Annotated in this window: 31 protein-coding genes and 1 pseudogene; 13 read left to right on the plus strand and 19 right to left on the minus strand. The window is 37.8% G+C overall.

Features of this window, described 5'->3' with window-relative positions:
• Nucleotides 1-115: 115 nt before the first annotated feature.
• Nucleotides 116-1153 carry a nicotinate-nucleotide--dimethylbenzimidazole phosphoribosyltransferase gene (gene cobT, locus WKH56_RS21540; RefSeq protein WP_033580600.1) on the minus strand — a complete coding sequence of 346 codons (1038 nt, stop codon included), beginning with the start codon at nucleotides 1151-1153 and terminating at the stop codon, nucleotides 116-118.
• A 162-nt stretch (nucleotides 1154-1315) separates the two neighbouring features.
• On the opposite strand from cobT, the gene WKH56_RS21545 reads away from it, so the two are divergent.
• Together WKH56_RS21545 and WKH56_RS21550 are read left to right on the plus strand one after the other, a co-directional pair.
• Nucleotides 1316-2182, plus strand: a complete 867-nt coding sequence (locus WKH56_RS21545; protein ID WP_033580599.1) for a YitT family protein — start codon at nucleotides 1316-1318, stop codon at nucleotides 2180-2182.
• A 66-nt stretch (nucleotides 2183-2248) separates the two neighbouring features.
• Entirely contained in the window at nucleotides 2249-2605 is a 357-nt protein-coding gene (locus WKH56_RS21550) for a hypothetical protein (RefSeq protein WP_033580598.1), read from the plus strand.
• Nucleotides 2606-2933: 328 nt separating this feature from the next.
• On the opposite strand, the gene WKH56_RS21555 is transcribed toward WKH56_RS21550, so the two are convergent.
• Both WKH56_RS21555 and WKH56_RS21560 read right to left on the minus strand, forming a co-directional pair.
• On the minus strand, nucleotides 2934-3380 hold the full coding sequence (locus tag WKH56_RS21555; RefSeq protein ID WP_033580597.1) for a GNAT family N-acetyltransferase: 447 nt from the start codon (nucleotides 3378-3380) through the stop codon (nucleotides 2934-2936).
• A 185-nt stretch (nucleotides 3381-3565) separates the two neighbouring features.
• Complete coding sequence (locus tag WKH56_RS21560; protein ID WP_310883931.1) at nucleotides 3566-4735, minus strand: MFS transporter; 1170 nt, start codon at nucleotides 4733-4735, stop codon at nucleotides 3566-3568.
• Between the two features lie 23 nt (nucleotides 4736-4758).
• Here WKH56_RS21560 and WKH56_RS21565 point away from each other — a divergent pair, with 23 nt between their 5' ends.
• On the plus strand, nucleotides 4759-4941 hold the full coding sequence (locus tag WKH56_RS21565) for a hypothetical protein (protein ID WP_155404585.1): 183 nt from the start codon (nucleotides 4759-4761) through the stop codon (nucleotides 4939-4941).
• A 154-nt stretch (nucleotides 4942-5095) separates the two neighbouring features.
• A complete protein-coding gene (locus tag WKH56_RS21570) occupies nucleotides 5096-5659 on the plus strand; it encodes a YitT family protein (protein ID WP_033580595.1) in 564 nt (187 codons plus the stop codon).
• A gap of 29 nt (nucleotides 5660-5688) precedes the next feature.
• Here the strand turns inward: WKH56_RS21570 and WKH56_RS21575 are convergent, their stop codons facing one another.
• Nucleotides 5689-6573, minus strand: coding sequence for a diacylglycerol/lipid kinase family protein (locus tag WKH56_RS21575; RefSeq protein ID WP_048018979.1), 885 nt, complete (start codon nucleotides 6571-6573; stop codon nucleotides 5689-5691).
• Nucleotides 6574-6761: 188 nt separating this feature from the next.
• Between WKH56_RS21575 and WKH56_RS21580 the strand changes: the two genes are divergently transcribed.
• A complete protein-coding gene (locus tag WKH56_RS21580) occupies nucleotides 6762-7226 on the plus strand; it encodes a DUF4306 domain-containing protein (RefSeq protein WP_223260182.1) in 465 nt (154 codons plus the stop codon).
• A 54-nt stretch (nucleotides 7227-7280) separates the two neighbouring features.
• Here WKH56_RS21580 and WKH56_RS21585 read toward each other — a convergent pair whose 3' ends face one another.
• On the minus strand, nucleotides 7281-8384 hold the full coding sequence (locus WKH56_RS21585) for a citrate synthase/methylcitrate synthase (RefSeq protein ID WP_255901469.1): 1104 nt from the start codon (nucleotides 8382-8384) through the stop codon (nucleotides 7281-7283).
• Between the two features lie 409 nt (nucleotides 8385-8793).
• Between WKH56_RS21585 and WKH56_RS21590 the strand changes: the two genes are divergently transcribed.
• Nucleotides 8794-9708, plus strand: coding sequence for a LysR family transcriptional regulator (locus WKH56_RS21590; protein WP_013083830.1), 915 nt, complete (start codon nucleotides 8794-8796; stop codon nucleotides 9706-9708).
• 113 nt (nucleotides 9709-9821) lie between these two features.
• Here the strand turns inward: WKH56_RS21590 and WKH56_RS21595 are convergent.
• The 4 genes and pseudogenes from WKH56_RS21595 to WKH56_RS21610 form a co-directional block, all read right to left on the minus strand.
• Nucleotides 9822-10202: pseudogene (locus WKH56_RS21595) on the minus strand (EamA family transporter); the annotation flags it as partial.
• Between the two features lie 138 nt (nucleotides 10203-10340).
• Nucleotides 10341-11165: an STAS domain-containing protein gene (locus WKH56_RS21600; protein WP_029714452.1), complete on the minus strand. Its 825-nt coding sequence runs from the start codon at nucleotides 11163-11165 to the stop codon at nucleotides 10341-10343.
• Nucleotides 11152-11817 carry a cobalamin B12-binding domain-containing protein gene (locus WKH56_RS21605; protein ID WP_048018977.1) on the minus strand — a complete coding sequence of 222 codons (666 nt, stop codon included), beginning with the start codon at nucleotides 11815-11817 and terminating at the stop codon, nucleotides 11152-11154. Before WKH56_RS21605 ends, WKH56_RS21600 begins: the two co-directional genes overlap by 14 nt.
• A gap of 352 nt (nucleotides 11818-12169) precedes the next feature.
• On the minus strand, nucleotides 12170-12433 hold the full coding sequence (locus WKH56_RS21610) for a hypothetical protein (protein ID WP_080754501.1): 264 nt from the start codon (nucleotides 12431-12433) through the stop codon (nucleotides 12170-12172).
• A gap of 153 nt (nucleotides 12434-12586) precedes the next feature.
• Here WKH56_RS21610 and ytvA point away from each other — a divergent pair, with 153 nt between their 5' ends.
• Nucleotides 12587-13369 (plus strand): YtvA family blue-light photoreceptor, encoded by a 783-nt coding sequence (ytvA, locus tag WKH56_RS21615; protein WP_048018976.1) that lies wholly within the window; start codon nucleotides 12587-12589, stop codon nucleotides 13367-13369.
• Nucleotides 13370-13607: 238 nt separating this feature from the next.
• Nucleotides 13608-14441, plus strand: coding sequence for an STAS domain-containing protein (locus tag WKH56_RS21620; protein ID WP_048018975.1), 834 nt, complete (start codon nucleotides 13608-13610; stop codon nucleotides 14439-14441).
• Nucleotides 14442-14477: 36 nt separating this feature from the next.
• On the opposite strand, the gene WKH56_RS21625 is transcribed toward WKH56_RS21620, so the two are convergent.
• The 3 genes from WKH56_RS21625 to WKH56_RS21635 all read right to left on the minus strand — a co-directional run bounded on the left by WKH56_RS21625 (nucleotide 14478) and on the right by WKH56_RS21635 (nucleotide 16482).
• Nucleotides 14478-14960 (minus strand): hypothetical protein, encoded by a 483-nt coding sequence (locus WKH56_RS21625; protein ID WP_048018974.1) that lies wholly within the window; start codon nucleotides 14958-14960, stop codon nucleotides 14478-14480.
• Nucleotides 14961-15098: 138 nt separating this feature from the next.
• Entirely contained in the window at nucleotides 15099-15575 is a 477-nt protein-coding gene (locus tag WKH56_RS21630) for a hypothetical protein (RefSeq protein WP_221832622.1), read from the minus strand.
• Nucleotides 15576-15717: 142 nt separating this feature from the next.
• Complete coding sequence (locus WKH56_RS21635; protein WP_063247313.1) at nucleotides 15718-16482, minus strand: GNAT family N-acetyltransferase; 765 nt, start codon at nucleotides 16480-16482, stop codon at nucleotides 15718-15720.
• Nucleotides 16483-16680: 198 nt separating this feature from the next.
• On the opposite strand from WKH56_RS21635, the gene WKH56_RS21640 reads away from it, so the two are divergent.
• Entirely contained in the window at nucleotides 16681-16944 is a 264-nt protein-coding gene (locus WKH56_RS21640; RefSeq protein ID WP_013083841.1) for a GlsB/YeaQ/YmgE family stress response membrane protein, read from the plus strand.
• 157 nt (nucleotides 16945-17101) lie between these two features.
• The gene (locus WKH56_RS21645) at nucleotides 17102-17287 is read left to right on the plus strand and encodes an aspartyl-phosphate phosphatase Spo0E family protein (RefSeq protein WP_028414380.1); all 186 of its coding nucleotides are present in this window, start codon (nucleotides 17102-17104) and stop codon (nucleotides 17285-17287) included.
• A gap of 43 nt (nucleotides 17288-17330) precedes the next feature.
• On the opposite strand, the gene WKH56_RS21650 is transcribed toward WKH56_RS21645, so the two are convergent.
• Entirely contained in the window at nucleotides 17331-18146 is an 816-nt protein-coding gene (locus WKH56_RS21650) for an STAS domain-containing protein (RefSeq protein ID WP_047750531.1), read from the minus strand.
• A 350-nt stretch (nucleotides 18147-18496) separates the two neighbouring features.
• On the opposite strand from WKH56_RS21650, the gene WKH56_RS21655 reads away from it, so the two are divergent.
• The gene (locus WKH56_RS21655; RefSeq protein ID WP_043981471.1) at nucleotides 18497-18766 is read left to right on the plus strand and encodes a GlsB/YeaQ/YmgE family stress response membrane protein; all 270 of its coding nucleotides are present in this window, start codon (nucleotides 18497-18499) and stop codon (nucleotides 18764-18766) included.
• Between the two features lie 280 nt (nucleotides 18767-19046).
• Here the strand turns inward: WKH56_RS21655 and WKH56_RS21660 are convergent, their stop codons facing one another.
• From WKH56_RS21660 to WKH56_RS21675, 4 genes are all read right to left on the minus strand, one after another.
• On the minus strand, nucleotides 19047-19463 hold the full coding sequence (locus WKH56_RS21660; protein ID WP_028414382.1) for a YhfM domain-containing protein: 417 nt from the start codon (nucleotides 19461-19463) through the stop codon (nucleotides 19047-19049).
• A 161-nt stretch (nucleotides 19464-19624) separates the two neighbouring features.
• Nucleotides 19625-19789: a hypothetical protein gene (locus WKH56_RS21665; RefSeq protein WP_165573521.1), complete on the minus strand. Its 165-nt coding sequence runs from the start codon at nucleotides 19787-19789 to the stop codon at nucleotides 19625-19627.
• 12 nt (nucleotides 19790-19801) lie between these two features.
• Nucleotides 19802-20383 (minus strand): ATP-dependent Clp endopeptidase proteolytic subunit ClpP, encoded by a 582-nt coding sequence (gene clpP / locus WKH56_RS21670; protein ID WP_028414383.1) that lies wholly within the window; start codon nucleotides 20381-20383, stop codon nucleotides 19802-19804.
• A 427-nt stretch (nucleotides 20384-20810) separates the two neighbouring features.
• Nucleotides 20811-21233: a MerR family transcriptional regulator gene (locus WKH56_RS21675; protein WP_034270210.1), complete on the minus strand. Its 423-nt coding sequence runs from the start codon at nucleotides 21231-21233 to the stop codon at nucleotides 20811-20813.
• Nucleotides 21234-21504: 271 nt separating this feature from the next.
• Here WKH56_RS21675 and WKH56_RS21680 point away from each other — a divergent pair, with 271 nt between their 5' ends.
• Complete coding sequence (locus tag WKH56_RS21680; protein ID WP_034270219.1) at nucleotides 21505-21930, plus strand: HIT family protein; 426 nt, start codon at nucleotides 21505-21507, stop codon at nucleotides 21928-21930.
• 32 nt (nucleotides 21931-21962) lie between these two features.
• On the opposite strand, the gene aspA is transcribed toward WKH56_RS21680, so the two are convergent.
• Complete coding sequence (gene aspA, locus WKH56_RS21685) at nucleotides 21963-23393, minus strand: aspartate ammonia-lyase (RefSeq protein WP_014459383.1); 1431 nt, start codon at nucleotides 23391-23393, stop codon at nucleotides 21963-21965.
• A gap of 20 nt (nucleotides 23394-23413) precedes the next feature.
• A complete protein-coding gene (locus WKH56_RS21690; RefSeq protein WP_033580584.1) occupies nucleotides 23414-24397 on the minus strand; it encodes an asparaginase in 984 nt (327 codons plus the stop codon).
• Between the two features lie 267 nt (nucleotides 24398-24664).
• On the opposite strand from WKH56_RS21690, the gene WKH56_RS21695 reads away from it, so the two are divergent.
• Nucleotides 24665-25021 (plus strand): helix-turn-helix domain-containing protein, encoded by a 357-nt coding sequence (locus WKH56_RS21695; protein ID WP_028414387.1) that lies wholly within the window; start codon nucleotides 24665-24667, stop codon nucleotides 25019-25021.
• Nucleotides 25022-25036: the final 15 nt, after the last annotated feature.

Raw genomic sequence — 25036 nt, forward strand, 5'->3', positions numbered from 1 at the left:
TTTTAGCCATATAAAAATACTCCCCCAAAGGAAACAGATTTTTTATTTCATCTGTCTACCTTTAGGGGAGCATATCATGTTCCCATGTCTTTTTTAGGTTTATTTTTTTCTAAGTTTATTCTTTCTCAGACACTCCCGCAGATTGAAACGTAGCCATATTAGCAATCATCAGCGAAGCCGAGTGCAGCAGCGGAAATGTAACAGCAGCTCCACTTCCTTCACCTAACCGAAGATTGAGGTTGAGAAGCGGTTTCTTGCCAAGAAGCTTCATTGCACACGCATGACCTTGTTCAACAGATTCGTGACTAGCAAACATATAGTCTCTTGCTTGTGTATTGATTTCTGTCGCTAGAAGAGCTGCAACTGTACAAATAAAACCGTCTACTAAAATAGGAATACGGTGAGCAGCTGCCGCCAGCATAGCACCTGTCATCCCTGCAATTTCAAGCCCCCCTATTTTACTGATAATATCAATCGGATCCTGAGGGTTGATGTGCCTGTTTTGCAGAGCTTCTTCAATTACCTTCACTTTGTGGCGCAGTTGTTCGTCAGAAATCCCTGTGCCCATTCCTGCAAGCTTAGAGACTTTTTCTCCTGTCAATACAGCTAAAATAGCCGTGCTTGACGTAGTGTTTCCGATGCCCATTTCTCCCACAATCAAACATTTAATTCCTTGGGCAATAAGCTCTTCAGCTTCTTCATATCCGACTTGAACAGCCAATTCTGCCTCACTGCGCGTCATCGCGTCTTCTTTATAAAAACTTGCTGTTCCCAGCTTCACTTTGCGTTGTACAAGGTCCTTGTGGGAAAGGTCAGAAGCAATGCCGATGTCAATCAGTTTGAACTGGGCATCTATTTGCCCGCTAAACACGTTAATAGCTGCTCCTCCCTGCAAAAAATTTAGCGCCATTTGTGCCGTTACGTCTTGAGGATAAGCTGAAACTCCTTCTTTTACAATTCCATGATCGCCTGCAAAAACGAGGACTCCTGGCGGCGTGACTGTCGGAAAAGCTTCCCCTGTCATGGCCGCTAATTCAACTGCTATTTCTTCGAGCCTTCCAAGGCTTCCTATCGGTTTGGTTAATGTATCAATATAGCGTGCCGCTTTTTCGCCAGCGCTTGTTTGAAGCGGTGGAATATAAACGTTTATCATATGTACAGCTCCTTTATTTCAGCAAATGTCTACCGTTTAATTTAACAGGATTTTGTTTATTCTGGCTAGTCTTTTTTAAAGTAGATAATTGGATAGAGTTCCCAAGACTTAGTTATACTAGTAAGAGTTGCGTATAGGCAGTATGTTGAAAGGAAAGATTTTATGACAACGAAACAGCACAAAAAGGAAAAGGCAGGTCGGCTCATTTATCGCTACATTATGATGTTAATTGGAGCTTCCTTGGCTGCCGTTTCTATCGAATTATTTTTAGTCCCAAATTCCGTAATTGACGGCGGTATTATCGGTATTTCTCTAATTTTAGTTTACTTAACGAAATTGCCGTTCAGTCTACTTATCATCATCTTTAATCTCCCTTTTTTATATAGTGGATACAAACAAATTGGTCGTAGCTTCTGCTTTTCATCTATGTTTGCAGTTGTTGCTTTATCCATTGTAGAATCTCAATTGCACCATGTTCCAGCTGTAACATCTGAACCGCTTCTTGCTACCGTATTTGGCGGGCTCCTTTTAGGAGCAGGTGTAGGAACGGTCATTCGTCACGGTGGAGCGTTAGATGGAACTGAGATTTTAGGTATTTTATTAACAAAAAAAATCCCGTTTTCTGTGGGTGAATTTGTGATGTTTTTAAATATCTTCATTTTCGCTTGGGCAGGGTTCGTGCTAGGTTGGGAACAGGCCATGTACTCGATCCTTACGTACTATATTGCGTCTAAGACAATCGATGCGATCATTCAAGGGCTTGATGAAACAAAAGCAGCTTTTATTGTGTCAAATCACTATGAAGAGCTATCAGACGCTATTACGCATCGTCTAGGCCGCGGCGTGACGAAACTGTATGGTAAAGGCGGATTTGAAGGTACAGAAAAAGAAGTCATATACGTAGTTGTGACGCGTTTAGAAATTACCAAGCTTAAAACCATTATTTCTGAAATTGATCCACAGGCATTTACAACCATTATGGATACCCAAGAAGCGCAGGGCGGCAAATTCAAATCAGCCATTCACTAACTATACATAAGCGTGAATTTCTCTGAGCATGCTAATAGCTGACTACCCGTAAAGGAGATCACCACAATGAAAGAACAAATGTCCAACTTATTTAACCAATTAAAACAGTCAGTTTCGGATGTATCTGATAAGTTATATGACAAAGTACATACGCTGCAATCTTCACCAGGAGTGAGTGTTTTTGAACTGTATGAATGGATTAAAGAAAATCCAAGCGCAAGCGTACAAAAGCAAACGCTGCTCGGGATTTCGTACTCTTTCTATGCACTCCACGAAGACGGCGTTTTTTTCTATATGGAAACGAAATATGATTATTTACTTTACATGACTATTTATAGTCCAACACGTCATTATTTCACCTATCATTCTTACCGAGATTCTTTATCAACAGTGACTCCCTTGACGTTTCCTATTACTAAATAATAAAAAGCTCCTCAATCGAGGAGCTTTTTTTATATGGTTATCTTCCTTTTCGGACTTTAAAGATAAACAGCGCAAGTAAAAAACCGCTCGTCGCAGTTACTATTTTCCACGCGTTTAAGATTGGATTTTTTTTCAAGGTCCTGCTCCTTCCTTGCGGCTATACTAAAAATAGGATGGCCGCCTTTCAAACAGCTAGTCCAACTTCCCCCTACTATTCATACCATCATCTAACATATAGCCCACCGACATTTTCATCAATTTCACTTTTCATACTATAACATATTTTTGCCATTTAGTAGAAGTCTTAAAAGTAAAAGCTGTACTTCTCTTAAAAAAAACGGTATTGAACCCCTGCATTTTCTTTACCGTTCATTTTTTGATAAAGGTTTTGAGCAACTTTATTTTCACTGCTGCACTCAGCGGTCATTCCTGCAAACTCATACTTTTGAGAATAGGCAAGGCAAATCTTAAACAAACGTTCACCAATTTTATTTCCTCTGTTTAAAGGAGATACGTACAAATCTTTTAAGACGCCTGTTTCTTTAAAATAATGGGTGCTCCACGATACGTACACCGTCGCAAAACCTACTAGTTTCCCTTCCAATTCAGCAACAAACTGGATACCGTAGGAAGGATTATTCAATAGACGCTTAATATGTAAAGTTAAAGCTTTCCGGGAAGGGTCAGGCTGCTCGCAGAATTTCACTATATATTCTTGCATTAACGTAGCCAGTCGCTCTCGATCAGTTTCAACCGCCTGTCGAATGACAACCATTTAATCACTCCTTTTAGCTCAACGCTCTTAACATAATTCGATAGCTATACTTTTTTTCCTTTCGTTTTCGTGAAAAGCTCCCTACTTTTACACAAGGGGATATTTAAAGCAAACAACCTTATACGGCTTATGTTTGAGGAGAGAAAATACGCTGTTTTAAAAAAGGTTGCAAACAGCAACCTTTTTTAGTTAGCAAGCGCATAATTTCGTAAGAATAAACCTACGCAGCCGCTGATTACAATCAGTCCTCCTGCCGTTAGAAACGCCGCCGTCACATTTAGCGAAGCAACAGCGCCAAGCAGCAGCACCGAAAGTCCAAACGTCACATATGAAACGCTCAGCGTAGCGGAAAGCACCTTAGGAAGCTTTTCTAAAGGAACGGCCGTTTGTATAAGCGTGTAAGAACACGTAGCGCTTATTTGAAGGGCAATGCCAATAGTAAAACTAAGTAAAAGGGAAAGAAACGGCACAGATATCACTCCGAACAATAATGTAAAGAAACCTGAAAAAAGACTGCCTAGTATTACGATATGATAAAGACTTCTCTCTTGCTCAACTGAAATCTTCAGCAAAACGAAACCACCAAGAACCGTTCCAACAAAAAAACTGCTGTTAATATATCCCCACCAAGCTTCATTTTTATTTAATATTTCTTTCACAAACACGTAGACAATAGCTGATGCCCAAACGCCGGCAGCCATCCCTTCTAAAACCTCCATGACTAATAAAACCCGCAGGCGCGGATAATGCCAAATTAGCTTCCATCCCTCTTTTAACCCTTGTTTTTGCTTTGTTTTAGAAGAATGAACGTTCATGCGAATGGCCTGCATGAATACGAGTGACAAACTAAATAACGAAAATGACAGCCATAAAAGGCCGGTAGCATCCCAGCTAATAATCAGAAAGCTTCCAAGCGGATAAGCTGCAATTTGAATCGTTTGATCCGTGACATTAAACATACTGTTCCATTTTAACAGCTTCTCTTTATCTACTAAATGAGGAAGCATAGAGCTTTGAACCGGAGCTGCCCACCCATCGAAAAAAGCAATAAGCGCCACACAGCACAGCATGCTGATAAGCGACATATGCCACAAGAAAAACATAGACAAAACACTGGTTTTTAACAGCTGAGACACCACAAGAATACGCTTAGCTCTGTAGCGATCTATAAGAAAAGGCACCGTAAAACTGCTCAAAAACTTAGCAGCCGTAATGGTAAACGGAATGCATGAAAGCAGCACAGGAGAACTATTTTGAGCGTAAAGAATGCTGATTAACGCAACAATATATAATACATCTGCTAAATTAGCTTGGCTTTGACCAAACCATAAAAAAAGTACGGAACGATTTTTCACGACAATCCCTCTTTCTTTTTAGTATGACTGAAAAGAAAGAGAATCCTACACGTAATCAACCCCTTTATATAGCGGCTTGCTTTTATCGACTTATTACAATCGTATGCTTTTTACAGAACACAACTTTTTTATATATTAAAAAATACAAACAGTTAAACAGTATCGTAAAAAATCAAGAAATTGTCGTGAAAACGAAGTTAGATTAACTATAGAATATCAGAGTTATAGAATCAATACTTTTTACATAATTTTCTTTTTTCGTCTTCTCCACTTCTAAATCACCTAAGCTTGCCATATACATAGATGGACGAGTACTCCTATTAAAATTTAACGTATAGGGTGAGGAATATTTTTTCGAGAGTGGTTTCGATTTGCTGTGGCAGCTTATTAATTGGACTAGGGCTAAACGGGTTTATTGCTCCGTATCACTTACTAGACGGTGGACTTATAGGATTTGGGCTTATCGTATATTATGTGTTTGGAACTCCTATCGGAATGTCCATTTTCTTTTTGAACGTACCTGTCTATTTATATGCTTTTTTTCGTCATCGCCAAAACTTTTTTTATGGAAGTATAGGTTTGTTTGTTTCTTTTTTTATGACAGAATGGCTGTCTATTCTCGAAGGCACGCTGGAGCTTCCTTTGCTCTTTAGCTCATTGCTTGGAGGCACACTCGTAGGAATGGGAATAGGACTGATGCTTCGCTACGGCATCAGTTCGGACGGTCTAGATTTAATCGCTATTATTGTATCAAAAAAATGGAAAATTAATATAGGAATAACCATTTTTATCTTAGACAGTACGATTATGATAGTGGGCTTACATATTATCGGATTTACAGCTTTTTGCTACTCCATGCTTGTTATTACGATGAGCAGCATAATGATTATGCTCTTCACTTCTCCGCGATGGCTGTCTTCATAAAAAAAACGCTTGAAGTTTCAGCGTTTTTTTTATTTGTTTCCTACTATCATATTTATGTGATTGTGGAGAACCGTAATCGTTGAAGGTGTTGTCGTTTCTTTTTCTCCATCACAATCTACCGTTTTTTCAGGAGTGGTTTCAATATGGACTTCTTTTGTCCGAAAATGCATAAGGTTGCTTTCAGGGTCAAGCTGTTCCTCATCAGGAGTTGTTTGTAACCATGCCATAACCGGCTCGATTCCCATTTCTTTAATAACGAATACATCTAATAATCCGTCTTGAAATGAGCTGTTTCCTAGCATAGCGCGAGTTCCTCCTAAAAAAGGACCGTTCCCAATTAACACCATAACTGCTTCTCCTTCATAGGAAGCTTTTTCGCTCGTCATTTTTAATTGAAAAGGCTCTGCTTGATTTAACGTTCTACCTACGCTCATGTAGTAAGAGAGCTTACCAAATTTCTCTTTATTTTCTTCTAAAATATTTTCAGATACATCAGCTACGAGACCGATTCCCCAAAAGTTTAAAAAATAATCTTCGCCATGTTTTCCAACATCCACTGCTTCCGTCTGCTTTTCAATAATTTGCTCCACTGCTTTTAAAGGATTTTGATTCATTCCGATTGCACGCGAAAAGTCGTTGCACGTTCCTCCGGGTAAAATAGCAAATACAGGGCGTTGCTTCAGCGGAGCAAGAGCGTTGATCAACTCATAAATCGTCCCGTCTCCTCCTGCTCCAATAATGACATCCGCTTTGCCTTCCAATTTTCTTACCAGATCGGCACCATCTCCAGGTTGCTCTGTTTTATATAACGTAACCGTCTCAAATGCAGTGTTTAACCGATCACATATAAAGTCAATTTCATTTACTAATTTCTTGTTTCCTGCGTTTGGATTCAAAATCACTGCTGCCTTCATCTTTCTCTCTCCTCTATTCATATCTTCCGTTTCACCTTTTTTCCCTTTCTTTTGAAAAAACAAACCTTTTGAAATATGAACGTTTTATGAAACCATTCCAATAGTGCTTTTTTTACTTTCAAAACCTGCTATAATAATTTTCGGACTTGTATTAACAAAAGATGGTTATTGAGAGGAGCTTTCTATACGTGTCAATAAAATGCATGACGCAGCTATTTGCAAGTTGTTTTGTTTTTTTACTTTCCTCAGTCGCTACTTGGTATAACGGCTCTTCGATGCTTGAAGGACCTTTATCAGCTAGTTTGACCGGAGGGCTAACAAAGTCCTCGGCGGTTCATCACTATTCTCACATCGATTATTTGTTATATACAATTAAATTCCACCCTCAGTTTCCAATTATGATGATGGTGAGCGGGATTTATTTGATTGTATTACTATCTATTATTGGCTTCAAAAAGCGGTATGGATTAATTAGCTCCTGCTGTTTATGTATCACAGCTCTTTTATGCTACAGCAGCTATAAACTTTCACATACCCCTACCGAAGGTGAACACGCCATGATTACCTCTAGCTTAGCTGCAGCAAGTTTATGCCTAGCAGTCGGATTATTCTATTTATTAAAGCGATTTTATTCTCAAAAAGAATATATTTAACCATATGAAAAAAACGTCGGATCTACCGACGTTTTTTATGTGAAATCCGGTTTATTATTGATTTTGCTCAACTGGCGTATAACCGATATAAGCAGACTGAGGTCGGTAAATACGATTATTTTCTGACTGTTCTACGACATGAGCTGTCCAACCAACCACACGGCTTGCTGTGAAGGTCGGAGTGAATAGTTCAGACGGAAGCTCAACCGCTTTCATAACCGCTGCAGCGAAATATTCTACGTTGGTATAAATGCCTCTTCCCGGCTTGTATTCATTTAGTAATTCAATTGTTTTATCTTCAATTTTAACAATTAAATCAAATAGCCCGTTGTCTCCTGAAATTTGTTTCGATACTTCTTTTAATGCTTCTGCTCTCGGGTCATGTGTACGATAAACGCGATGACCAAATCCCATGATTTTCTCTTTATTATCTAATTTTTTACGAACCCAAGGCTCAATATTCTCTTCACTTCCAATTTCATCAAACATGTTAATAACACCAGAAGGAGCTCCTCCGTGAAGCGGACCTTTCATCGCGCCGATTGCTCCGCAAATAGCTGAAACCATGTCAGATTCGGTAGATGAAATAACGCGTGATGAGAAGGTTGAGGCGTTCATTCCATGCTCAATTGTCAAAACAAAATATGCGTTCAGCGCAGTAACCAAACTTTGATCTGGAATTTCCCCGTTAATCATGTATAAATAGTTTGCTACATGATCCAAATGCTCGTTAGGCTCTACTACTTCTAAATCATTCATTTTACGATACCAATAGGCAATAATAGTAGGTGTGACTGCTGTAATGGCAAGCGCCTGCTCTTTTGTCGGAGGCCAGCTGTATGAAGGGTCTCCTAAAGCTGAGATACACGTGCGAAGCGCGCTCATCACTTCTGTATCTTTTGGCAAACAGTCCATTAACGCAACAATATTAGCCGGAAGCGTACGATGAGTCACCATTTTTTGTTTAAATGCTTTTAACTCATCATGATTTGGCAGCGTGCCGTTCCAAATTAAATAAGAAACTTCTTCAAAAGAATAATTGATCGCCAAATCTTTTGCCCAATATCCGCGATAAATCAGCTGACCTTTCTCTCCATCAACATGCCCTACTTTTGTTTCAGCTGCAACGATTCCTTCTAGTCCTTTAACATATGTCATCTCAACCACTCCCCCAATTATTTTTAACAAACCGGCCCTTTTTTTTATGTACGGCTCGTTTGCAGAATGAATAGACTCACCTTAGTGGTGCACTATACCATTTTATTCCTCTTTCTTAATTGTCAGAACAGTATACAAAATGAACATTTCAACACGTGTTATTTCTGCGCTCGCGGCTTTGTTTTACGGGAGAAAAAAATATTTTTTTAGGATTTTCTTCGAGGGTACTTTTTTGTTAACGCTTACAAATATGCGGGTTTCTAACGTATTTAGAGGAATTTGATGTGCTATTTTTGGATGAATCACTATTCACTTCCTTATGTAAGAGTTTACATTTATTTGAATCATAAGTAAAATAGATAAATAGAATAAATAGTATGAAAACTAAGAATACTAGTGAGGAGAATTTATGGATATTCGAGAACTGCAACATTTCATGGAAGTAGTTAATCAAAAAAGTTTCACGAAAGCAGCAGCTGCAATTCACTTGTCTCAGCCAGCATTAAGTAAAATTGTAAAAAAACTAGAAGAAGAACTCGGCGTAGACCTTTTTGATCGCTCTACTCGAAAGCTGACATTAACCGATGCAGGACAGATTGTATATGGGCAAAGCCAAAAGCTGGTATCCACTCTTCACGAGCTGCATGCTCTGTTAGATGATTTACGAAATCTCCCTACAGGAGATATTAAAGTAGGGATTCCTCCTTTAGTAGGGACTGTTGTTTTTCCAATGATCGCAAAAAACTTTACATCAAAACATCCTCAGGTGAAATTGGAGCTTGTGGAGCTTGGCGCAAAGCGAATTGTCGAACTTGTAGAAAACGAACAAGTAGACCTTGGTATTATCGTATTGCCTATTCAAAACCCTCTTTTTCACGTCTATCCGTTTATTGAAGAAGAGTTTAATTTATACATTCATCATGAGCATCCGCTGGCAGCTAAATCAATCGTTGCTTTGAGCGAGCTTAGAGAAGAGCCGTTTGTCCTGTTCAGCAAAGATTTCTCTCTTCATGATCGCATTATTCATGAGTGCATTCAAGCGGGTTTTCATCCAAAAATAGCGTACGAAAGTTCTCAATGGGATTTGATTATTGAACTAGTCGCTTCTGAATTAGGTATTGCCATTTTACCAAAGTCCGTGTTTCCAAAAATCAATAATCCTTTTATTAAAAGTATTCCAATTGCCGCACCTACTCCAATGTGGGAGCTCGGCATCATTTTGAAAAAAGATCGCTATATGTCATATGCTACACGAGAACTTTTATCCTTCCTAGTAGACCAAGACATCATTTTGCCGTCTCATACGATGTCAGCAAACTCTTAACAAAAAAGCCTCTTCTTTCATTAGGAAGAGGCTTTTAGTCATCTTTTATATCTTTCTTCAATCTTTTTTGTCTTGCGATCAACTAAAAACAAGTCAGCGAATGGAGACTTGTTTTACAGCTGCTTTTTGAATAGCACACCTTTTTTAAAATATACTCCCAAAGCTTCACGATTGGCCATAAATACTCCTATTAAAATAAGAAGACCTCCGCCAATAATAGAAGGCGTGATAGCTTCATTTAAGACTACATAGCCGATTAACACGGCGATTAAAGGAGATACATACAACCAAGTAGATGGAAAAACCGGATTTGTTTGGGCGATTAGCCAATAATATAAGCCGTGTCCAGCAATTGAACCAACAAAAATTAAATATACAATAGACCATACTGCGTTTCGAGGCATAATAGTCGAAACATGAATCTGCTCTGTACATAAAGATAGCACGAGTAGAAATATTCCCCCGTAAAACATTTGAAGACCGTTAATTAAAAACGACACAGGGCTTCAACGTCTTAACGTCATTCTTTCAGCTGAAATATAAAAAGATTCTTTAATAGATGTTTAATTATAAGAAGAGAAGTGTATACAGAAAGAGGAGAAGAAAGTTATTCTTTCTTCTCCTCCACCCTTTTAACTCACATTTTTATTCACAGCAATAATTTCACTCAGGTTATTCATATAAATAATTTGTTCACCAAACGTTCTATTTTTCAAAGCAGCCGTATGGTGCGGTTTCATGCCAATAATATAGCATGTGATCCCCATAAGATAGAAGGACTGCATAAAGCCTGCAAAAGCTTGAATTCCTTCGGTTGTTAATATATCTAGGCCCCCAAAGTCAAATAGAAGTGTGGTGTAATTTCCTTCATGTGCAAAGTTTTGCAAAATGGACGTATTTTCAGCTACAAGAGCTGTGTCTAAGTCTCCAAAAAGAGGTATAAGCCCTACTTTAGAGGATAATTTAATAAAAGAAGCGGACAATTGCTTAATTTTTTGTAATGATTTTTCGAGACGTTCTTTTTGTTCAAGCAGTTCAAAATCTGTATCTGCTAATCGTTTCCGATGGTCTTGAACAAGATTTGTTAGCTCTTGTATACGTTCATCTTGGCGAATACAAACTAAATGACCTATATCACTATCCCATTGAATTAAGCATTCAAACAGTGAATACGGCGAATCATTGGTTTGCATCACAAGCTCTACTTTCTGAATAGCCTGGCCTCGGCTTTGGACAAGCGTTTGCTCATCATGGGGTTCGTCTACAGACAATTCTCGAGAATCTTTTTGGCGCAAGCTTAAAAACTTTCTCGCCTTTTCTTGACTAAATACATCTACAAGATCTAAAAAATTAGCTGAAGGCTTAAATAAATGACCTGATTGTTGCGACCATTCCAAAATATTAAATTCAGTATCCACTAGAAAGTAAGGAATTGGAACATATTCAAGCATCGACATTAACTTCCACTCCTTTGTGATAACTGATTAACCAGTTATTTAGTTGGTAAAGATCCGGAATTAGGCGTGTATGCTCAGAACAGTAAGAACGGAAATCAATTTGAGAAACTAAGCGCCCTCCTACCATTACTGTTGGTCTTGGTTCTAATTTGTCCAAAGTTTTGGTATATTCAGCAAGCCTCTCAATATGATAAGGAATGCTGACAGATAATCCTACCATGTGCGGCTTCCATTCTATAGCCATTTTCTCAGCGTATTCCAGAGGTAGATTGGCCCCTAAAAAGCGAGTATTCCAACCATGTTCCTCAAACAATAAAGCCACCATCTTTAAACCAATGAAGTGCTGTTCTTGTTCCAAGCATAGAAGCAGTGCCCTTGGAGCGGTGTCTGAAGCGTGTCCCTGAATTTTTTTATAAAAGCGATAGCGAGTTAGCACATAATCACACGTCGTAGTTGCAACATGCTCATCAGCTACAGAAATGATATTTTCTTCCCACATATCTCCAGTTACTCGCATTGCGGTTGTAATTAAATTTTCATAAATATCTAGGCTGTTCTTTCCCTGTTGGATTTCTTCCAGCACAACTTCCCAAGCGCTGTCTTGATCACCAGCTAATAAATAGCCTACAAATTTTTGTACTTGAGATTTCATTGTTTCACCTCAGTAAACGTCAAGCTTTTAAGAAACTTGAATAAAAGCTTCTCGTCTCTCTTTTTCAAGATCGCCTAAAATGTATACCACTTTTAGACTAACACATGTTGCCAATAGCAACAACCTAAAAATAGAATAATAACTTTTTATTTTACTACACTCAGTAAAGTATGACTAGTATTTCTCTAAATATTCTCCTTTCCCTTTTATTTATGAAAAATACCTCGGCATTTTTTACCGAGGTATTTTTCCAGTTTTCATTATTTCGGCTCACAGAATGTAAGTTCGTTTCTTTCTCTTTTAAGCATCGCTACTTATTTTCCACTTTTAATAGACTTTCAAACATATGTATTTATGACTCTTCTGCTCCCACTATAATACTGATAAGATAGAGCGCTGTCATAACTGAGCCGATTGTATTGCATATCAAATGAATATATTGGCTGGTCGCCATAAACAAGTATACGCTTAGCGACAGCAGCACCGTTCCGAACAAAAAAGACCATTTAAAGAATGACAGTGGTCGCTTGAACTTTATACGCAAACAAAAAATGAGAATAAAGCCTACTAGCGCCATCACAAAGAAACTAACGTTAAATAAATTGATAGTTATCACATTTGTTCACACTCCCTTTGCCCCCCAAAACTATTATAACATATTTTTCCTTATCTTCATTCTTTCTCTAGAAGCAAACGCGTCGAAAATTGTTTTTTAAACGTGTTTATGTCACAATATTTTTATAAAAATTCCAAGGAATGAGGGAATGCATTGACTACACCTGAAGCTCAAGATTCAAAATGGTCCATTTTAAATAAAGCCCTTCATAGTTCGCAATCTGGTATTATCGTGACGGATCCTTCTTTACCTGATAATCCAATTATTTACCTCAACCAAGGGTTTTCCCTTATGACCGGCTATAAGGAAGAAGAAGTATTAGGGGAAAATTGCCGTTTTCTACAAGGGCCTCTTACAAGCCCGCACCACGTTGATGAAATTCGCAGCGCTATAAGCCGCAATCAGTCAGTTTCTGTTACGCTTGTGAATTACCGAAAAGACGGCTCTTTCTTTCATAATCAGCTAACGATTGACCCGACATATGTAGAGGAAGAAGATAAATACTACTTTATTGGTGTTCAAAAAGACGTAACAATAGAGATTACAGCCCAGGAACAGCTTCAGCAAGCTTTAGAAGAAGTGGAAAGACTATCCACTCCTATTGTGCCAATAGAAGAAGGAATCTCTGTTCTGCCATTAATCGGAACTTTAAATGAGCGGCGTATAGAAATGCTATTTAATAGCTTCACCTCGCGTAACACAAGCAGCAAAGATCGTTACTTAATCTTAGACGTCTCAGGGTTAGCTGGATTTAACGATTCATTCGGCCGTGATATTCTTAATATTTACAATTGGCTGAAGCTAATGGGAACTCAGCTCGTTTTAACAGGAATTTCTCCTAACATGGCCATACATATGAGCACTATAGAAGATGATATGTCCTTTATTTTAGTCTATCAAAGCATTAAAGATGCCTTACCGAAGCTAAAGCTATAAGCACAAGAAGTGGTTCTTTATGAAAAATAGGTAAAATGTATGAATAGGCTAGTTAAAAAATGTTTATTTTTTAATAAATTGGGTTTGGAATTATACAGTTAGGGAAAACAAGGCGTATAGGAAAATAAATGCGCTTCATAATGGATTTATTTATAAGCATCCTCACTCTAGATCAGGGGATGCTTTTATGCCTTTATTTATAAAATAATTAGACTATACATATGTAAGGAGAGTCTTCATGCATAGAAATCAGGACCTATATCATTTTTTAAAAGAACATTCTCTTCAATTAACTGAAGACTGGTACAATCAGCTCGACGATGAAAACGAGTTCTCCGTGTATTCGAGTAAAAATCCAGTAATTGTGAAAGAACTGAAGCAGCAAAATCAAGATTATTTCCAGCATTTATTTGACGTATTTATAAAAGATGAGGAATATTTTTTTTCCGATTTCCAGCAGTGGTCCGTCGAACTTGCGCGTGATCCAAAGCATTTAAGTACGCCTCTTCACTTTGTTATTCGAGAATACTTTAATTCACAAAAAATTGTCGTTAATTACTTAAAGAAGTTTGTCTCTTTGCATTCAGAAGAGGTAAGCGTGGATAAGATATTTATGTGGTATGACATTATTGTTAAAGCATTTGATCTATCTATTTATATCTTTATTCAAGAATATCATAAGAATACGCAAGAACAGTTGAACGCTCAGAAAGAGTTAATTAATGAATTAAGTTCTCCTGTGATCATGCTGCAAAACAAAGTTGCCCTTCTGCCTCTGGTAGGAGATATTGGAACGGTTAAAAGTCAGTTTATTTTAGAAAACACGCTTCAGCAATGCTCAGAAAAAGACGTTGAACATTTATGTATTGACCTGCTCGGTGTAGCTACGATTGACACGATGATGGCACAAGAGATTTTTAATTTGGTAAAAGCTCTTCGTTTAATCGGGGTGCAAACAATTTTATCTGGAATTCGACCGGAAATTTCTCAAACTGCAATTCGCTTAGGGCTTTCATTTGAACAGGTCAAGACTACTTCTTCTCTTGCACAGGCGCTTAATTCTATTAGTTAAACATATGGCTCTCTATTACAGCATAGAGAGCCATATCTATGGCGTTTCAAATTTTACTGGAGTATAGTAGACGCGCCCGATTAACTTTTCACCGTTGTTATCTTTCCAGTCCGCTACGAGTATATACCGATCACTGTTACTGTGAGAGGCAGAAGCTACTGTAATAGCAGATGTTTTTTCGATGTCTTTTTTTTCTACTGTGTTTTCATAAATAGACTGATTGCGAATTTGTTTGTAATAAAGCGCATTAGGTTCTTTACCATCTATTTCAATGGACACTTGACCATCTTGAGAGACGGGAATACTATCTTTCATAACAATTTGTCTAAAATTTTTTCGTTCGCCAAAATCAGCTTCACATTCGGTCCAGCAAAAAAATAAAGGCTTGATGATGGCTTCTTTACCTTCGGCTATTATTTTTATAGCGGGTGGATAAGGATCTTCAAGCGTTTCAGCTGTAGGAACCTGACATGCGGTTAATGAAAATAAACTAAATAGGATAACCACCACTTTTTTCATACTATGTCCTCCCTTTTTTGTGAACGTGGTGCACGTAAGTGAGTGGGTGCATAGTATACTCTTTCGCCTGCAACCAAAAGATTCCTTTTATAATCAACAAAAAAACAGCTGCCTATTTGTTTAGACAGCTGTTTTTTTCTATTTACTTAGCATGCTTATTTCTTTTTTCATATCTTTTTCTACATATTCCATTAAATCAGATACGTAGGTTTGAAGCGGTTTTGTTGCGTCTTTGTGATCATTCATCGTTAATTCATAAATGCTATCGATATTATCAATCATCAGTTCCATATCATCGATGACGCCCGTATGCTTATACATCGTTTTCATCGTAGGATCAAGGGAAGCTAATTCATTATATTCATAGTTTATCGTATTTGAAATATCATCGAGTTCATTGATAAATTGCTTTTTGGGTTTTTTTTCGGCCATAAGCTGATTATACTCTTTAAAAGCAGTTTGAAGGTTTTTCTGAGAGGCAGTCAATACTTTCAGCTGTTCTCGTCCTAAATAATAATCATAAATACTAGTAACAGTAAAATATCCCCCAAATGTGAGCGCGATTCCGACAACTAAACCTATCCAAAACGTGCTCGTTTTAAAAAAATGTTTCATAATGACTCCTTTTATCTGTGTTCTATGTACAACACTAGCTCATGCTGCTGCTTTTTCCTAGGATACACCAAAAACGAAGTGGAAGCTACACTTTTTTAAAATTTTGTCGAATTTTGTCTCTTGTTTCACAAGCTTCAGCACATTATTTTCCATCTCTATTTCTCCATCTGTATACATCAAATTCGTTAACCGCTGTAAAACCAAGTTTTTCATAGGCTGGCTTTCCTGCACTTGTAGCATGCAAAATACACGTATCTGCCTGTTTTTTTGCTTCAGTAAGAACTTCCTTCAAATAGGCGGTAGCCAGGCCTTTTCTCCTCATATGTCTAGCTGTAGTGATACAGTACAAACCCGCTGTACCGTCATAAAAAAAGAGAGACCCAGCTACAGCTGGCCGGTTGTGATAAAGACCCAAATATAAGTGATATTGGTCAGTGTGCTGCATAAGCTCCCTAAACCTTTCAAGAAAGTCAGCTTGATATTCTTTTGGTTTTTGATAGCCGTCTATGTATACCGTTATCCATTCTTTCAATTCAGCTTCTGTGTGCACTCGCTTACATTGAAACCCTTCTACTCCTGTGTGTACGTATTCTTTTTCTTGAATGTGCTGAATCATTCCGATCCATTTTTCATAAGGAACAAATCCATTTTTATGAAGAACTGGCCCAAGGTTATCATATGAAGATGGACCAACAATCCATAGAGGTTCTTCCCCTTCCGAAGAGCACATCCCTAACGCAGTCTCAATATGACGGGTTCCTGCATATATGCCGCGATTATAAGGAGATGCAGAAATCCATTTCATTTCTGGTGTATCCACCTTCACAGATTTCTTCGTATGCTGAAAATACATCCAGTGCTGAATCAAGTGTTGTTCTACTATATCGCTTTGATTTTTTATTTTCACTTCATGTCTCCTTTCTCTTCTAAACTATGTTCCTTTTTCTATTATATACTAGTTAGTCTATTTTCTATGACTCTATCCCAGTTCTTAAGTCCTTTTCCAAGTTTTTTTTATTTTTTTTGTTATTCTATGAATAGTTTTCTTTTAAGTGGGGTACTAACCTATATAAGCAATACATCATTAAAAAGGAGGATGATATTTATGTCATTTTTATGGGCACTTATTGTAGGTGGTATTATTGGGTGGCTTGCCGGATTAATTACGGGAAGAGACGTTCCAGGAGGTATTATTGGTAACATTATTGCCGGTTTCATCGGTTCTTGGTTAGGTTCAGCTATCTTTGGAAGCTTCGGACCAGTTGTAGGTGGATTTGCTATTATTCCTGCTATTATCGGATCAATCATTTTAGTGTTAATCGTAAGTTTCATCATGAGAAAAATGCGTGGTAGTCATAAACATGCATAATGAATTATTATATTAGAAAAAGAACCTCTGTTGAAAAAGAGGTTCTTTTTTTATATGAAAAATTCTTAAAATTTACTATTTTTAATTTCATAATATTGAAAAATAAACCTATTAATGTTAATTTAACCATAATCACTATAAAAAAAGAGGAATCAACATGCTGCTTTCAACCCATCAAAAAGACAAATCTATGTACCAAATACTAATAGAAGAAATCGAACAGACACGAACGTTAATGATTCAAACGGCTGTCCGTGAAGGAATGACAAGTCCTAACACACTTCAAGTTAGTCAATCATTAGATGCTTTATTAAATAAACTTCAAATTTTCTTCTATCAATAGAAGCCCATGAGTATGTAACCATATCATGGGCTTTTGTTTTATATTAGTCCGCTTGATTAACATATTCCACTGCTTGGTGAAGGCTACTGAAAGTTGTAATATCAGCCAAATCTAACCCTAAGTTCACCATCGTCTGAGCAATTTCAGCACGGATACCGCTTAAAACTACTTGAATGCCTAATAATTTTAAAGCACCAATTACTTTAAAAATTTGGTCCGCTACCATCGTATCAATAATTGGAACGGCGTACAAATCAATAATCAACCAATTTAGCTTATAGTCACTGCCGTGCTGTAGCGCATTTTCCATTAAAATTTGAGCACGATTTGTATCTAAATCCCCAACAAGAGGAATCACGCCAATTTCTTTCGTAATGCGTACTACAGGAATTGATAGTTCATCAATTGCATAGCGCGCGGATTGGATTTTGTTTGCAAAGTCGGTCATATACGATTTACTAACCCAGTGCACGGCCTTATCCACTACTACGTTGAAACGAGAAATAACTTGATAGAAGGCATCAAACGTAAACGTTTCAGCTTTTGCTTCTTCTTTAATAATTTCTCCGATAATATTTCGGTAATAGCTAATTTCTTCTAATGCTACATCTAACGGAAGCTGAAGGGTAACGAGTAAATTCGCTACTTCTCTTCCCCATTCCTCAAGCACTTCAAAGTTTTTTGTATCATTTGTTGATACAGAATCAGCGTATATTTTAATTAAATGAACGCGCCACGGTTCTAACTGTTGTTGAATATCTTTGTCTTCATCTTGTTTTTGTTTTGAGAACTCTTCTTTTTTTTCTAGAATTAAATTCGTAATGTGTTTAAGCTTTTTATCTAATAATAATGACTCCATATTGTTCTCCCGTTAAGAATTTGTTTACTTAAAATGATATCACATATACCGTTAAAAAAAGTAAAACTAAAGGAAAAAGCTTTTAAAAATGAACCGGATGTCCCCTTTTGCGAATAGAATGAGCTAAATTGAGTCTAAAACGTACATAAGCTGAACTTCTTTCCTTTATTTTATCGTTACTTTCACGGTGAATTCTCATACATAACTCTTCAATTTAATGTTGGGCTATCTTAGCATATATGATAAATAGATGAAAAAATGTAAAAGGGTTTGCAGCAAGCATGTCGCATGACAAAATGTGTTTTAGGAAAGACTGAAAAGGAATTCCCTATAAAAAGGAGGTTAGGTATATGTCATTTATTTGGATGCTTATTGTTGGAGGACTTATCGGCTGGCTTGCCGGTGTGTTAACAGGACGAGATGTTCCAGGTGGAATTATCGGAAACATCATCGCTGGGTTCATTGGAGCATGGTTAGGCTCTCTAATTTTTGGAGATTTCGGTCCAGAGATCGGCGGATTCGCAATTGTCCCTGCAATTATTGGTGCTGTTATTTTAGTTTTAATTGTGAGTTTTGTTTTACGCAAAATGCGCGGAAATAATAATCATCGACACGCCTAAATAAAAAAGAGAAATCAGCGTCTTGATTTCTCTTTTTCCCTTACTTCTTATAGCAAAATGTTTTAATAATAGACCTACCTGTAAGTGTAATTCTTTATGGCTACATTTAATAATTGCTGCTTGTCACCTCTGACATTTAATATTTCTACACCCTCATATCAAGCGCGTTAGTAATGAGTAGCTCTGTCCCTTCGAGATCTTCAAGCATATCGGTGAAGACAGCTTCAATATGAACTGGTGCAGTTTTAGCTTTTATTAGACATTGTTTTATAGCTGCTTTCTATTTCGGCTCTACTAATTCAATAAATGATCTTGCTTGTTTGCCCTTTAACTGTGCGTAGTGTGTATCTGTAGCTAATTCAACGGTTTCGTTGTCTAAGTTGACCCACATCCGATAAGATTGTACCTTTATATCCTTTTTGGTTTCTACCGGTTCAAAGTGAAGAATGTAGTTAGGTTTTCGAATCATTTCAGCTTTTTCTTCTCTCCAGGATACATCTTTTAACCACTGCTGCACTTTCTGCACTTGATTTTGGTCTTTCATTTTAACCGCATGGCCATATTGATTATCGGCTATGTATTTTTCGATTACGAGCTTTTGTTCAACAGTACCGCTTGAAGCACTGCTTTGCTGACATCCTGTTATCACCCAACAAATAGCAATGAGAACTACTAATCCAGACCATACTTTTTTCATTTACATCTACCTTTCTTTTTGTAATTGAAATGAGATGTTCTTGCTGAATGATGCTACCAGCTGCTCGTTTTTAAATCTCTTTTTGCATTCTCTTTTCTTCCTATAAATCCCTGCTTCATTTGCTCAAAAAAACTGAATCCCCGAAAGGATCCAGTTTTTCGTTACGATTCGACATCTTCTATGACATGAACAGCGCGAATAGCGGCGTTTACTTTTGTATGTTGAACGTATTCTTTTGCTTCGTGTATCGTCATTGCTTCTACTTCTTGGTAATAAATCACGTTTCCCCATTCATATTCTACTGAATAACGATTTGACTTTTCCACATGGTATCCTCCTTATTGATGAACTAAAATTTGATCAATCAAGCCATATTCTTTTGCTTCATCCGCTGTAAAGAATGTATCTCGATCAGTGTCTTTATTAATCGTTGACAGCGATTGTCCTGTTCGTTCAGACAGAAGTTCATTCAGGTGGTCTTTTAAGCGCAAAATACGCTTCGCTCGAATTTCAATTTCAGCTGCTTGTCCTTTTGCTCCTCCTAGCGGCTGATGAATCATCACTTCGCTGTTAGGAAGAGCAAAACGTTTCCCTTTTTGACCGCCCGCTAGTAAAACTGAACCCATAGATGCTGCTAGCCCTATACACAATGTACTTACATCTGCACGTATAAGCTGCATCGTATCAAAAATAGCCATGCCCGCTGTAATGGACCCTCCTGGTGAATTAATATAAATGCTAATATCTTTTTCTGGGTTTTCTGCATCTAAAAATAAAAGCTGAGCGATAATGCTAGTAGCCACCTCATCCGTAACTTCACCTGTGAGCATAATCACTCGGTCGAGCAACAGCCTTGAATAAATGTCATAGGCACGCTCTCCTTTACTTGTTTGTTCTACTACATAGGGAGTTAAGTTCATGTGACCGCCTCTTTCCACTGAATTAATACGAGCAAATTTTTTTACTTTTGCACTGACTTCTTGATTTAAAAATGAATCCCCTATCAAATCTTCATCGGTAAATTTAATCATTAGAGAATGTCTTTCTTGCTGTATATGCAAGTGTTCATCTCGGTAAGTCACCGCAACTGCAATCTCTGCCTGTGGATATAAAACGGTCTCTTCCGTGTAGAGCTCTATTAATAAAGGTTCATCGTCAATATGTTTTACTTCGATTTGTCCTTGTGGGTTTTCACAGTACCCATTTAAGTTTCTTGTTTTGAACAAACCTTCGGGCAGCTGAATATCAATCGTGATGTTTTTAACTTTTATTTGCGATCGTTCAAATGTAATACATAGGTGGTTCATTCCTTCTTCTTTTTCCATTACTGATTTTGCTATGGCTAATTTAATCATGCGATGAATGATCCTTTAAAATCTGAGTAACAGACTCAATTACTTTTTGCCGTACGTCTGCTGATAAATTCCGATTCATAGCGACAAACACATCTTCATTGACTTGATGCATTTCTTGATTTTGAATTTGTTTGCTTTGGTAAAGAGGGAGCTGCGCACCTATACTTTTCACTTCTTCCACACTCATTGAACGCAGCGTTTCTTGAATGGAAGCTAGTGACTCCCCTGCTTTTGATAATGTTAAAGCGGCTCGAAAGTAATGAACATGCTGATCTGTATAGACGCGCTTATTTCCCACTAGCTCCAGCGGAGGAACAATTTCTATTTGCGTGTAATACCGCACCGTACGCAGGTTCAAGTCCGCACCTTCATTGTTTAATAATTCCGTAATTTGCTTGCCTGTATATGTTTTCAAACAATCCCCCCTTTTCAGTTACAGTTAACTGTTACACTGTCATTATACTGTAAAGATATTTATTTTACAATTAAAACCATGGTAAATTTTAGATAAAGAAGCAAAGCCTATAAATAAAAAGAACGAACCAAAGAGCCCAGGTCATATACCCGGGCTCTCTTTACTAAGCGAAAAAACAACTGTGTATATTTCAATCTATTCCTGCTCATACTTCTCATGCTACACTTTAGTTATCTTAAAAAAGGAGAGAACATATGATGGGGAATCAAGTATAGATTGCTTAGGGTGTCGATTAGCAAATAACCAGGAGAAATCGCATATGATATTTGAAGATTCGTTTGTGACATGCCTGCTAGACCACAAGCCGTTTAACGAAGGACACCTCTTAATTCTTCCTAAAGCACATATAGTGGAAATCGACGAATTCGATACTGAACACATATTGGCCGTGATGAATGCAGCGAAGCTAATGACAAAAGCAGTTAAGACGCTTTTTATTCCAGACGGAGTTACTCTCTCTCAAAACGGGGGTATGTTTAACGAGTTAACTCATTTTCACATGCACATCGTTCCGAGATATAAAGAGGAGTGTTTCGGAGATTTTTATACGCAAATTCCCGAATATGCTGAAAATGATGACGTCTTGGCTGCAACAGCTCAGAAAATGCGCCGCGTCATTCAGCAAATGTCTTTATAAAAAAAACGGCCTCCTTATGGAAGCCGTTCTCTTTATTGACGATCAAATAATGAACTTCCTGCAATACCAGGGTTCGTCATTTCAAATGGATTTAAAATGAGATCTAATTCCTCTTCTGTTAACACATCGTATTGAAGGCAAAGCTCACGAATTGGTTTTCCTGTTAAAATCGCTTCACGCGCAATACGCGATACGACTTCATAGCCTAAGTGAGGGTTAACAGCTGTAATAATCCCTACGCTTTTTTCTACATATTCTTTCATGCGCGTTTCGTTTGCTTCAATACCTGCTAAACAGTGATCCGTAAAGCTTCTGAAACCGTTGTTCATGATGCTGATTGATTGAAGCAAGTTAAATACAAGCACAGGTTCCATAACGTTAAGCTCCATCTGACCTGCTTCTGAAGCAAGAGAGATCGTTTGGTCATTTCCCATTACTTGAAACGCAATTTGATTGATTAATTCAGCCATAACCGGGTTTACTTTTCCTGGCATGATTGAAGAACCAGGCTGACGAGCAGGAAGGCTGATTTCTCCTAGACCTGCACGAGGACCTGATGCCATTAAACGCAGGTCATTGGCAATTTTAGACATATTCGTCATACAGATTTTAAGCGCTGCAGATACTTCTGTATAAGCATCTGTATTTTGAGTAGCGTCCACTAAATGCTCTGCATGCACAAGCGGCAGACCGCTGATATCAGCTAAGTGTTTGACTACATTTTCAATATAGCGAGGATCTGCATTTAAACCTGTTCCAACAGCTGTCGCCCCCATATTTACTTCATGCAAGTGGTCACGCGTTGCGCTGATACGCTTAATGTCGCGCGCTAACACGCGGCTGTATGCTTCAAACTCTTGACCAAGACGAACGGGTACAGCATCTTGAAGATGCGTACGGCCCATTTTAATCACATGATCAAATTCTTGCGCTTTTCGTTTAAATACATCATGCATATCATTCATTGTAACAAGAAGTTTATTTAATAAGTTCAGCGTTGAAATATGGATAGCCGTTGGAAATACATCATTTGTTGACTGAGACATATTCACATGGCTGTTAGGACTTAATTTACCGTATTCGCCTTTATTGTCTCCCATAATTTCAAGGGCACGGTTTGCAATCACTTCATTAGCATTCATATTCATTGACGTTCCTGCTCCGCCTTGAATAGGATCCACAATAAAGTATTCATGCCACTGACCTGCTAAGATTTCATCAGCTGCTTGCACAATCGCATTTCCAATACCTTCATACAAGCGCTTCGTGTCCATATTTGCAAGCGCTGCCGCTTTTTTTACGATAGCAAGCGCTTTAATCATTTCTTCATGTACTTTATAACCCGTAATCGGGAAATTTTCTACGGCACGTGCGGTTTGTACACCGTAGTATACGTCTGCTGGAATTTGTTTTTCTCCTAGAAAATCAGCTTCTGTACGATATCCTGCTGTTTCTTGTTTCATAGCTGTACCTGCTTTCTTTTTTAATTAATATCTTCTGCAATCGACGTTTCCATCATCTTTTTCACTTGGTGAGGGTCTTTGGTTTGTCCGAGCACCCACATTAATTTAGGAACAATGGCTTCTGTGTTCATGTTTTTTGAGCGAACGACGCTGTCATGATTAATCATTCGGCCTACTTCATAAATGCCCATGTCTTCTCCTTCTTCAAGGCACTGAGTAGTAATGACAACGGATACACCGTGATTTGTCAATTCAATAAGCTTGGCTAAAATATTGCGAACTTGAAATGGAATTCCTCCACTTCCATAGCTTTCAACAACAACGCCTTGATATACATCTTTTAATCCATCGAAAAATTCAGGCTTAATGCCGGGAAACAGTTTGACAACTGCCACATCCGTACAAAGAGATGTATTAACCGTCAACTCTTCTTTACTAGAGCCAACCGATTTTGTATATTCCACCGTATTATCATGGATAGACGCCACGTATGGATAGTTAATGCTTTCAAATGCATCATAACTTTTTGTACGAAGCTTAATTGCTCTTGTGCCTTGAATCACACGACCGTCAAAGACTACATAGACTCCGCCTGTTTCCTCACATGCAAAGCGAATCGCATCTGCAATATTGCGCTTCGCGTCCGTTTTACTAAATGAAATAGGAATTTGAGATCCTGTAATCGCAATTGGTTTTTTAGAATGCTGAAGCATGTAAGAAAGAGCTGCCGATGTGTAGGCCATTGTATCTGTTCCATGGGTAATAACAAAACCATCGTATTCATTATAATGCTCTTCAATCGCTTTTGCCATCTCTATCCAACATTCAGGCTGCATATTTGTACTATCAAGATTCATAAGAGATTTGCTGTCAATTTGACAATGTTCATTTAAATCAGGTATGTAGCTTAGTAATTGATCTGGCTCCATTCCAGGAACAAGTCCATTTTCACCTTCAAGTGAAGCGACCGTTCCGCCAGTTGATAACAATAATAGTTTTTTCAAAACCGACATCCCCTTTGCTTAATTTCTGTAAAAAAACCTGACAATCTATCAAATAAATTATATTCATTTCGCGTACTTCACCTGTAATTATAGTAACCCAAATTCAATAAATCAAGAGAAAAATTATTCGTTTCGCGTACACTTTTCTCTACGGCAATGATATAATGAATAAAAATGTAAATTGGCTCACGGTTTGATTCCAAAGATCTGCGCGCGAGCTGAATGCCTCGGTTTTTTACATACTACACCTACAAAGGAGCGTCATGAATGTTAAGCAGATTAGCTCAACTCAGGAAAGAAAAAAAATGGTCTCTTCAATATACAGCTGACCAGCTTGAAATTGCTAAAAGCACCTACGCAGGATACGAATCTGGCTATCGTCGTCCTTCTCTTGAAGCACTCGTTACAATCGCAGAACTATTTGATACATCAACAGACTATTTGCTAGGTAAGGAAAAGGAACCTCATTCTCCTTCAGATGCACCCATCGAATTAACATCGCCTCAGACTCATAGAATTACGGTCGACGGTGCGGAACTATCTCAAGAAGAAATTCAGCAGCTGACGGCCTTTATTCGTGCTAAAAGACAAATTGAAAAAGAAACTGCACCTTCTTCAATTTAAAGAAGATTAGAAGCA

Source organism: Priestia sp. SB1 (assembly GCF_038898415.1).